The organism is Pseudomonas sp. TSO6, from assembly GCF_056098905.1.
In genome coordinates, this window is the sequence record NZ_JBLZWV010000055.1 from 81,788 (window position 1) to 90,824 (window position 9,037).

Consider the following 9,037-nt stretch of genomic DNA (forward strand, 5'->3'; position numbering starts at 1 on the left):
ACAAGGGACCGCGTACCGCCATGGGCCTGTAGGAGCGGCCTTGTGCCGCGATAGGGCTGCAAAGCAGCCCCAAAATCCCACAGGCAAAAAAAATCCCCGACCTGGGCCGGGGATTTTTTTAGTGCGCCAGGATCAATCCTCGCGGTAGCGACGCAGCTTCAGCTGCTTGCCAGCCACGCGGGTGTCCTTGAGCTTGGACAGCAGCTTCTCGAGGCCGTCTTCCGGCAGCTCGACCAGGCTGAAGCTGTCGCGTACCTGGATACGGCCAATGGCGTCACGCGCCAGGCCACCTTCGTTGAGGATCGCGCCCAGCAGGTTCTTGGCAGCGATACCGTCACGGGCACCCAGGGCGGTACGGCAACGTACACGGCCTTCGGCCAGTGGCAGCGGCGCACGGCGCTCGCGGTCACCACGGTCAGGACGCTCGCCACGATCAGGACGCTCGCTACGCTCGCCACGCGGGGCACCAACGCCCGGCACCAGCGGCTGCTCACGCTCTACCGCAGCCAGGTCCAGCGCCTGGCCATTGGTGGCTTTGCGCAGCAGGGCCGAAGCCAGGGCACGCGCGCTGCAACCCAGGTCAGTGGTGAGGCGGTCGAACAGTTCGCCATGGGTGGCTTCTGCTTCGGCTACCAGCGGCGCCAGGCTCGAGGTCAGCTTCTTGATACGGGCATCCAGCACGGCCTGGGCATTCGGCAGGCGGGCTTCGGCAACTTTCTGCCCGGTCACACGCTCGATCACCTGCAGCATGCGGCGCTCACGCGGGGTGACCAGCAGCAGCGCACGGCCTTCGCGACCGGCACGGCCAGTACGGCCGATACGGTGCACGTAGGACTCCGGGTCGTACGGCATGTCAACGTTGAACACGTGAGTGATGCGCGGTACGTCCAGGCCACGGGCAGCGACGTCGGTGGCGACGACGATGTCCAGGCGGCCATCCTTGAGCGAGTCGATCACGCGCTCACGCTGGTTCTGGGCGATGTCACCGTTCAGCGCAGCAGCCTTGTAGCCTTTGGCTTCCAGCGCGGCGGCCAGGTCCAGGGTGGCTTGCTTGGTACGCACGAAGGCGATCAGCGCGTCGAACTCTTCCACTTCCAGCAGACGCAGCACAGCCGGGATCTTCTGGTCGGCGTGGACCATCAGGTGAGCCTGGTCGATCGCGGTAACGGTCTGGGTCTTGGTCTGGATCTTGACGTGCTTGGGCTCGCGCAGGTGACGTTCGGCGATCGAGCGGATCGACGACGGCAGGGTAGCGGAGAACAGTACGGTCTGACGGGTAGCCGGGATTGCGTCGAAGATCACTTCGAGGTCATCCATGAAGCCCAGCTTCAGCATCTCGTCGGCCTCGTCCAGTACCAGGTACTGCACGGTGGACAGGACTTTTTCGTCACGACGCAGGTGGTCGCACAGACGGCCTGGGGTGGCCACGACGATTTGCGCGCCGTTGCGGATTGCACGCAGCTGTGGGCCCATCGGGGCACCACCGTATACGGCAACCACGTTTACGCCCGGCATCTGCTTGGCGTAGGTTTCGAAAGCGGTAGCAACTTGCAGCGCCAACTCACGGGTTGGCGCCAGGATCAGGGCTTGCGGTTCGCGCTTGCTCACATCGATCTTGTTGAGGATCGGCAGGGCGAAGGCAGCGGTCTTGCCGGTGCCAGTCTGCGCCTGGCCGATCATGTCGTGACCGGCGAGGATGATCGGGATCGATTGTTGCTGAATGGCGGACGGCTCTTCGTAGCCGGTAGCCACAACAGCAGCAACAATGTTCGGATTAAGATCGAGAGCGGCGAAGCCGCCGGTTTCCTGGGTCATGGGTCTGCCTCTAGGTGCATCCGCAAAGACCCATGCTCCAAAGCTGCACATGCCTTGAAAGACCGTCAGGTCACCCAGGCAGCTTTGGCGGCGGGGATTTGCGAAAACGATTGAAAAAGAAAACGTGGGAAGGTCCGCCTAGCGGACGTGCAGCCGAAGCTGGACTCGGAGGATTTGCACCACCTGATTTTGCGGCCCGCTAAAAGACCGGCGCGTACTATACCCGAAATAGCGGAAGCCGTGAGGAATTTTTTCAGGGTGCAAAGCCATTACCGGGCCATCAATCAATCCACGCTGAATCGATAATTCCCAGAAGCCTCACCCGATCTGTGTGGGAGCGGCCTTGCGCCGCGAAGGGGTGCGAAGCGCCCCCAGGATTTTAGCTACGCCGCATAGATTGCCGGGGCCGCTCTGCGGCCCTATCGCGACACAAGGCCGCTCCCACAAATGACCGCGTCAGGCGTTCAAGTTGCTGGTCGAATCTCGCGGATCAACCCTTCGAGGCTATACCCCAACCGCGGCGCCAGCGCTTCGGCCCGGGCCCGCAGCCCCTCCAGGTCCAGCGTCTGCTCAAGGTCAGCCGGCACCAGCAAGATCACATTGCCCTCCTTCACCGGCAGCTCCCAGTAATGCCGGTGGTACAACCCGCGCAGCAACGCTGCGCCCAGCGGCCTGCCGTCGTCGGTGGCCCACTGGTTGATCACCAGCCAGCCACCCCGGTTCAGCTGCTGCTGGCAGTTTTCCAGAAAATTCCACGCCAGGTGCCCCACGCCCGGCCCGTGGTCGGTGTACAGGTCGACAAACAACAAGTCAGCCTTTTCTGCCGTGGGCAGCAACTCGATGGCGTCACCGATGCGCACATACAAACGAGGGTCGTCATCCAGGCCTAGGTGTTCCATGGCCAGGCGCGGTACGTCCGGGCGCAGTTCGATGGCCTCGATGTCTTCAAGCGGCAGAAACTTCATGCACGCCTGGGTCAGCGTGCCGGCACCCAGGCCGAGAAACAACGCGCTCTCCGGCTGTTCATGGCACAGCGCCCCCACCAGCATGGCGCGGGTGTAGTCGTACTCCAGCCAGCTGGGGTCGGCCGTGAACACGCAGCTCTGCTCGATGGCATCGCCGAATTCCAGAAAGCGGTAGTCGTCTACTTCATACACGCTGATGACGCCAAAAGCGTCCTCTACCCGTGCCAGTAGCCGCTCTTCCCGTTCCGCCGTCATGCTTACCACCTACCCGCGCAAAAACGCGCATTGTCCGTCAACGCCCTTGATGCAACAAGCGCAGCGCCAACTGTTACCATGGCCTATAGCCTATAACCTACAAGACCGAGCCCGAGATGAACCAACCGTGGAGCCCTGACAGCTGGCGCGCACTGCCGATCCAGCAGCAACCGACCTACCCCGATGCCGCGCACCTGCTGAAGGTCGAACAGACCCTGGCCAGCTACCCGCCGCTGGTGTTTGCGGGCGAGGCGCGCGAACTGCGCAGGCAGTTTGCCGAGGTTACCGAAGGCCGCGCCTTCCTGTTGCAAGGGGGCGACTGCGCCGAGAGCTTCGCCGAGTTCTCGGCGGCCAAAATCCGCGACACCTTCAAGGTGCTATTGCAGATGGCCATCGTCATGACCTTTGCTGCCGGCTGCCCGGTGGTCAAGGTCGGCCGCATGGCCGGGCAGTTTGCCAAACCACGCTCCTCGGGCGATGAAACCATTGGCGACATCACCCTGCCCGCCTACCGCGGCGACATCGTCAACGGCATTGGCTTCGACCCGAAAAGCCGCATCCCCGACCCGGAGCGCCTGCTGCAGGCCTACCACCAGTCCACTGCCAGCCTCAACCTGCTGCGCGCCTTCGCCCAAGGTGGGTTTGCCGACCTGCACCAGGTGCACAAGTGGAACCTGGACTTCATCGCCAACTCGGCGCTGGCCGACAAGTATCACCAACTGGCCAACCGCATCGACGAAACCCTGGCATTCATGCGTGCCTGCGGCCTGGACAGCGCGCCGCAACTGCGCGAAACCAGCTTTTTCACTGCCCACGAAGCGCTGCTGCTGAACTATGAAGAAGCCTTCGTGCGCCAGGACAGCCTGACCGGCGACTACTACGACTGCTCGGCGCACATGCTGTGGATCGGCGACCGCACCCGCCAGCTCGACGGCGCCCACGTGGAGTTTTTGCGCGGCGTGCACAACCCGATCGGGGTCAAGGTCGGCCCCAGCATGAACCCCGAAGAGCTGATCCGCCTGATCGACACACTGAACCCGGCCAACGACCCCGGGCGCCTGAACCTGATCGTGCGCATGAGCGCAAGCAAGGTGGGCGATCACCTGCCGGGGCTGATCCGCACCGTCGAGCGCGAGGGGCGCAAGGTACTGTGGAGCTCCGACCCGATGCACGGCAACACCATCAAGGCCAGCAGCGGCTACAAGACCCGCGACTTTGCGCAGATTCTGGATGAGGTGAAGCAGTTCTTCCAGGTGCACCAGGCCGAGGGCAGCCATGCTGGCGGCATTCATATCGAGATGACCGGGCAGAACGTCACCGAATGCATCGGCGGCGCCCGGCCGATCACCGAAGATGCGTTGTCTGACCGGTATCACACCCATTGTGACCCGCGGATGAATGCCGATCAGTCGCTGGAACTGGCGTTTTTGATTGCCGAGACGTTGAAGCAAGTACGGCGGTGAGGCTGGGGCGCATGTCTTGAGGTTTGTGGCGCCTGGGAGATCGAGCGCCGCCCGCGCGGCGCATCGCGAGCTGCGCTCGCTCCTACGTTTGTTTCGGGCCAGTAACGCCTTTGACAGGCGCGCGCGACCGCCTTGTCTGTACGACGCGACATTGAGCCATGCGCCAAGGCATTCGCGCGAAAATCGCACAGGAATCATTGGCCCGAAACAAACGTAGGAGCGAGCGCAGCTCGCGATGCGCCGCGCGGGCGGCGCTCGATCTCCCGGTCGCCACAAAACTCAAGCCAGGCGCCCCGCCCCACACTCACTTCCTCAGCGGATCATCCCAGAAATGCCGCTCGGCCTCTTGCTGGATATCCGCCCGGCTCAACCCCAGGTCGTGCAAGGTTGCGTCACTGAGGCTGGCCAGCTCCTGGCGCTGGCGGTAAAGCTGCAGCCAGCGCGCCGGGCGTTGCAGGGCCGCATGCCACAGGTGGTTCAGGGAAAAGGCAGGTTGCTGGATGCTGCTGACATGACCTTTCATCGTGAAGCCCTCCGTGTTGGATGGCCTCAGTCTCGCGCCGGGCTTAAGATCAATCCAACGAATGTTTCTGATGCCATGCATCTCGGAGATTGATGCAATGTCCCAGTACCAGAGCCTCGATGCGGACGTTTTGCGCACCTTCGTCGCCATTGCCGAGCAAGGCGGTTTCACCCGCGCCGGCGAAGTGGTCAACCGCACCCAGTCGGCGGTGAGCATGCAGATGAAGCGCCTGGAGGAGGACATCCTGCAGCGCCAGCTGTTCAAGCGCGACGGCCGCCAGGTACGCCTTACCGCCGAGGGCCAGGTACTGCTGGGCTATGCCCGGCGCATCCTCAAGCTGCATGGCGAGGTATTCAACACCCTGCGCATGCCGCACATGGTCGGGCTGGTGCGCATTGGCACGCCCGACGACTATGCCATGCGTTTTCTGCCGACCATTTTGTCGAGCTTTGCCCAGGCCTACCCCCTGGTGCAGGTAGAGGTGCATTGCGACTCGTCCAAACAGCTGATGCTACGCCAGGACCTGGATCTGACCATTGTCACCCGTGAGCCAGGTAACGAGATCGGCCAACTGTTGCGCCAGGAGCGCCTGGTATGGGCCGCCGCCGAAGGCTTTTGCCCGCAGGAACAGCGGCCGATGCCCGTGGCACTGTTCAATACCGACTGCTTCTGCCGGGCCTGGACATGCAATGCCCTGGAAGCACAAGGTATCGACTATCGCATTGCCTATACCAGCCCCAGCCTGGCGGCGATCTTTGCCATTGTCACGGCAGGGTTGGCAGTGACGGCGCAGCTGCAAAGCCTGATTACCGGGAACATCCGCATACTAGGTGAACAGGACGGCCTGCCGCAGCTGCCGGTGGCCAATGTGATGCTGGTACGCAGCACACAGAACCCATCGCCTATTACCGACTGCATGGCCGGTTACATCATTGAAGGGTTCAAGTAATTACCGTGTGGGAGCGGCCTTGCGTCGCGATGGGCCGCAACGCGGCCCCACATTCTCACAGTTCAAACCCCAGCATCACCGCACACACCACCAAAAACACACAGAACATCGCCCGCAATACCTTCTCCGGCAACGCATGGGCCAGCTTCACCCCCCAGCTGATGCTGAGCAAGCCGCCCACCGCCAGCGGAATCCCCACGCCCCAGTCAACACTGTGGTGCACGCCATAGGTCACCAACGTCACCAAGGTACTCGGCGCAGCCAGCGCCAGCGAAAGCCCCTGCGCCACCACCTGGGTGGTACCGAACACACTGGTCAGGATCGGCGTGGCCACCACCGCCCCGCCCACTCCGAACAAGCCGCCCATGGTACCGGCAAAGCTGCCCAGCACGCCCAGCCATGGCCAGGCATGACGCAGCTCGGCACTGGGCGGCGACACTTTCATGAACATCCGCGCCACATTCCACACCGCCAAGGCCACCAGAAAGCCGACAAAGCCCAAGCGCATGGAGTGCGCATCCAGCCCCACGGCCCAGATCGACCCCAGCCAGGCGAACAGGAAACTGCACGCCGACAACGGCAAGGCATGGCGCAATTCGATGCGGTTGCGCTGGTGATAGCGCCATAACGCCAGCAGCACGTTCGGCACCACCATTACCAACGCCGTACCCTGCGCCAACTGCTGGTCCAGGCCAAACAGCACACCCAGCGCGGGAATCGCGATCAGCCCGCCACCAATGCCGAACAAGCCCCCCATGGTGCCCAGGGCAGCGCCCAGCACGATATACAACAACCACTCAATCATCAGGGCCTCGTTCGCCTGTACAGATAATGCGAGCATGCTAACGGCTGGGTGCTGGCGGGGAAACGCACAGCAGCGCACAATGGCTGTGCGTTTTTCGCAAAACCAAGGCAGCCATGAGCCCCGATACCCTCACCGACCAGTTGAGCCTGTTCCTCGATGTGCTGGAGACCGGCAGTTTTTCCGCCGCCGCCCGGCGCCATCCGCTGACCCCGTCCGCGGTGGCCCGGCGCATCGATAACCTGGAAAATGCCGTCGGCAGCCGCCTGTTCACCCGCAGCACCCACGCGGTGCGCGCCACACCCGCCGGCAATGCCTTTGCCGAACGGGCCAGGCGCATCATCGAGGAGCTGCGCCTGGCCCGGGCAGAGGCGGTATCGCTGAGCAACGCCCCTGAAGGCCTGATCCGCATCGACGCGCCCGCCGCGTTCGGCCGTCGCCACCTGGCCCCGGCCATCGCCGACTTCCTGGTGGCCTACCCAGGCCTGGACGTGCAACTGCGCCTGATCGACAGCTTCGTCGACCTGCATGGCAGCCACTTGGGCGAAGTCGACCTGGTGCTGCGCGCCGGCCCCTTGGCCGACACCCGGCTGGTTGCCACGCCACTGGCCTACATGGTGCGCATCGCCTGCGCCAGCCCGGCCTACCTGGCCAGCCGCGGTGTGCCCACATGCCCCAGCGAACTGCCCGGGCACGATGGCCTGGACTGGGACGGCCTGGCACCGCCGTTCGCCTGGCGCTTCAACGTGGCCGGGCAAACCCGCCTGTACCGCCCCGCGCGCATGCGCATGGCCGCCAACAATGCCGAAACCCTGTTGTTCGGCGCCCTCGCCGGCTTAGGTGTTGCCCACCTGCCCACCTGGCTGATCAGCGAATACCTGCTGCGTGGCGAGTTGATGCCGCTGTTTTGCGACGGCGGCCTGCCGGAAGCCGAGACCAGCGGCATTTACGCACTACGCCTGGAACATGAAACGAACTCTCGCAGCCGTTTGCTGCTCGAATTCCTCAAGAGCCGCTTCAGCCCGATTCCACCCTGGGACCTGGCCCTGCGCAGTGAACTGCGTGAGTGATGTGCGCACTAACGATCAGCGTGCCAGAATTTCCCATTGATTACTTTCAAGGACCTGCATGAACGCCGACACCCAAGCCTCCTGTGACGAGCTGCTGCTGGACAACCAGGTCTGTTTCGCCCTGCACTCCACCTCGTTGCTGATGACCAAAGTCTACAAACCGCTGCTGCAGGCCCTGGGCCTGACCTATCCGCAGTACCTGGCCATGCTGGTGCTGTGGGAGCGCGACGACCTGACCGTGGGCGAAATCAGCCAGCACCTGCTGACCGACCCGGGCTCGCTCACGCCACTGCTCAAGCGCCTGGAAAGCGAAGGCCTGCTGCAGCGTAACCGCAGCCGGGAAGACGAACGGGTGGTGATGGTGCAACTGACCGACAAGGGCCGCGCCCTGCAACAGCAAGCCAAAGCAGTGCCGCAGTGCATCCTCAAGGCCAGCGGGCGCAGCCTGGAGCAGTTGCAGCAGCTGCAGGCCGACCTGCTGAACCTGCGCGAGAACCTGCAGAAAAACCTCTGACAGCTATGCTGTGCAATGGCCGTTCGGACGAGCGGTGATGATTTATCTTGCGCACTAATTAATTGCGCGCTAATTTAAATCCCACACCAACCCGCGCCCTCCTTCAACCGGGAGCGCACAGCACATTAGCGAGGCTCAAGATGCAAAAGGTCACTCCGCTGTACATCGCAGAAGCTACCTCCACCGGTGGGCGCGACGGCAAATCCAAGTCCAGCGACGGCAAGCTGGTCGTCAGCCTGAGCACCCCCAAGGAACTGGGCGGCGCTGGCGGTGACGGCACCAACCCCGAGCAACTGTTCGCCGCCGGTTACTCGGCGTGCTTCATCGGCGCCCTCAAATTTGTAGCCGGGCAAGAGAAGAAAGCCCTGCCGGCCGATGCCTCGATCACCGCCAAGGTGGGCATTGGCCAGATCCCGGGCGGTTTCGGCCTGGACATCGACCTGCACATCAACCTGCCGGGCCTGGCCCAGGCCGATGCCGAAGGGCTGGTGGAAAAGGCGCATCAGGTGTGCCCTTACTCCAATGCCACACGCGGCAATGTGGATGTACGGCTGCATGTGAGCGTCTAAGGCGGTAAATCTGATGGCTTGCGCGATTCTCTGTAGGAGCAGCCTTGTGCTGCGAAGAGGCCGGTAGGGCTAAAGATCACCTTCGGCTGCAATGGCCTCTTCGCAGCACAAG

9 protein-coding genes are annotated in these 9,037 nt (G+C 63.2%); 5 read left to right on the forward strand and 4 right to left on the reverse strand.

Features of this window, described 5'->3' with window-relative positions:
* Nucleotides 1-132: 132 nt before the first annotated feature.
* Nucleotides 133-1,815 (reverse strand): DEAD/DEAH box helicase, encoded by a 1,683-nt coding sequence (locus ACN6NG_RS22155; RefSeq protein WP_016500932.1) that lies wholly within the window; start codon nucleotides 1,813-1,815, stop codon nucleotides 133-135.
* A gap of 464 nt (nucleotides 1,816-2,279) precedes the next feature.
* Nucleotides 2,280-3,035 (reverse strand): spermidine synthase, encoded by a 756-nt coding sequence (locus tag ACN6NG_RS22160; protein ID WP_474316221.1) that lies wholly within the window; start codon nucleotides 3,033-3,035, stop codon nucleotides 2,280-2,282.
* Between the two features lie 116 nt (nucleotides 3,036-3,151).
* Between ACN6NG_RS22160 and ACN6NG_RS22165 the strand changes: the two genes are divergently transcribed.
* Nucleotides 3,152-4,498 (forward strand): class II 3-deoxy-7-phosphoheptulonate synthase, encoded by a 1,347-nt coding sequence (locus ACN6NG_RS22165; protein WP_474316223.1) that lies wholly within the window; start codon nucleotides 3,152-3,154, stop codon nucleotides 4,496-4,498.
* A gap of 304 nt (nucleotides 4,499-4,802) precedes the next feature.
* Here the strand turns inward: ACN6NG_RS22165 and ACN6NG_RS22170 are convergent, their stop codons facing one another.
* On the reverse strand, nucleotides 4,803-5,021 hold the full coding sequence (locus tag ACN6NG_RS22170; protein ID WP_013971536.1) for a DUF1127 domain-containing protein: 219 nt from the start codon (nucleotides 5,019-5,021) through the stop codon (nucleotides 4,803-4,805).
* A 97-nt stretch (nucleotides 5,022-5,118) separates the two neighbouring features.
* Here ACN6NG_RS22170 and ACN6NG_RS22175 point away from each other — a divergent pair, with 97 nt between their 5' ends.
* Nucleotides 5,119-5,970: a LysR substrate-binding domain-containing protein gene (locus ACN6NG_RS22175; protein ID WP_474316226.1), complete on the forward strand. Its 852-nt coding sequence runs from the start codon at nucleotides 5,119-5,121 to the stop codon at nucleotides 5,968-5,970.
* 55 nt (nucleotides 5,971-6,025) lie between these two features.
* Here ACN6NG_RS22175 and ACN6NG_RS22180 read toward each other — a convergent pair whose 3' ends face one another.
* Nucleotides 6,026-6,775 carry a sulfite exporter TauE/SafE family protein gene (locus ACN6NG_RS22180; protein WP_049275060.1) on the reverse strand — a complete coding sequence of 250 codons (750 nt, stop codon included), beginning with the start codon at nucleotides 6,773-6,775 and terminating at the stop codon, nucleotides 6,026-6,028.
* 113 nt (nucleotides 6,776-6,888) lie between these two features.
* Here ACN6NG_RS22180 and ACN6NG_RS22185 point away from each other — a divergent pair, with 113 nt between their 5' ends.
* From ACN6NG_RS22185 to ACN6NG_RS22195, 3 genes are all read left to right on the forward strand, one after another.
* Nucleotides 6,889-7,842, forward strand: coding sequence for a LysR family transcriptional regulator (locus tag ACN6NG_RS22185; RefSeq protein ID WP_474316228.1), 954 nt, complete (start codon nucleotides 6,889-6,891; stop codon nucleotides 7,840-7,842).
* Nucleotides 7,843-7,900: 58 nt separating this feature from the next.
* Entirely contained in the window at nucleotides 7,901-8,356 is a 456-nt protein-coding gene (locus ACN6NG_RS22190; RefSeq protein WP_016500938.1) for a MarR family winged helix-turn-helix transcriptional regulator, read from the forward strand.
* Nucleotides 8,357-8,496: 140 nt separating this feature from the next.
* Nucleotides 8,497-8,925, forward strand: a complete 429-nt coding sequence (locus ACN6NG_RS22195) for an organic hydroperoxide resistance protein (RefSeq protein ID WP_474316230.1) — start codon at nucleotides 8,497-8,499, stop codon at nucleotides 8,923-8,925.
* The last annotated feature ends 112 nt before the right edge of the window (nucleotides 8,926-9,037 follow it).

Bases quoted from the DNA above. Each gene is read 5' to 3' on its own strand.
- ACN6NG_RS22155 (WP_016500932.1), bottom strand. From the start codon at position 1,815: ATGACCCAGGAAACCGGCGGCTTCGCCGCTCTCGATCTTAATCCGAAC.
- ACN6NG_RS22160 (WP_474316221.1), bottom strand. From the start codon at position 3,035: ATGACGGCGGAACGGGAAGAGCGGCTACTGGCACGGGTAGAGGACGCT.
- ACN6NG_RS22165 (WP_474316223.1), top strand. From the start codon at position 3,152: ATGAACCAACCGTGGAGCCCTGACAGCTGGCGCGCACTGCCGATCCAG.
- ACN6NG_RS22170 (WP_013971536.1), bottom strand. From the start codon at position 5,021: ATGAAAGGTCATGTCAGCAGCATCCAGCAACCTGCCTTTTCCCTGAAC.
- ACN6NG_RS22175 (WP_474316226.1), top strand. From the start codon at position 5,119: ATGTCCCAGTACCAGAGCCTCGATGCGGACGTTTTGCGCACCTTCGTC.
- ACN6NG_RS22180 (WP_049275060.1), bottom strand. From the start codon at position 6,775: ATGATTGAGTGGTTGTTGTATATCGTGCTGGGCGCTGCCCTGGGCACC.
- ACN6NG_RS22185 (WP_474316228.1), top strand. From the start codon at position 6,889: ATGAGCCCCGATACCCTCACCGACCAGTTGAGCCTGTTCCTCGATGTG.
- ACN6NG_RS22190 (WP_016500938.1), top strand. From the start codon at position 7,901: ATGAACGCCGACACCCAAGCCTCCTGTGACGAGCTGCTGCTGGACAAC.
- ACN6NG_RS22195 (WP_474316230.1), top strand. From the start codon at position 8,497: ATGCAAAAGGTCACTCCGCTGTACATCGCAGAAGCTACCTCCACCGGT.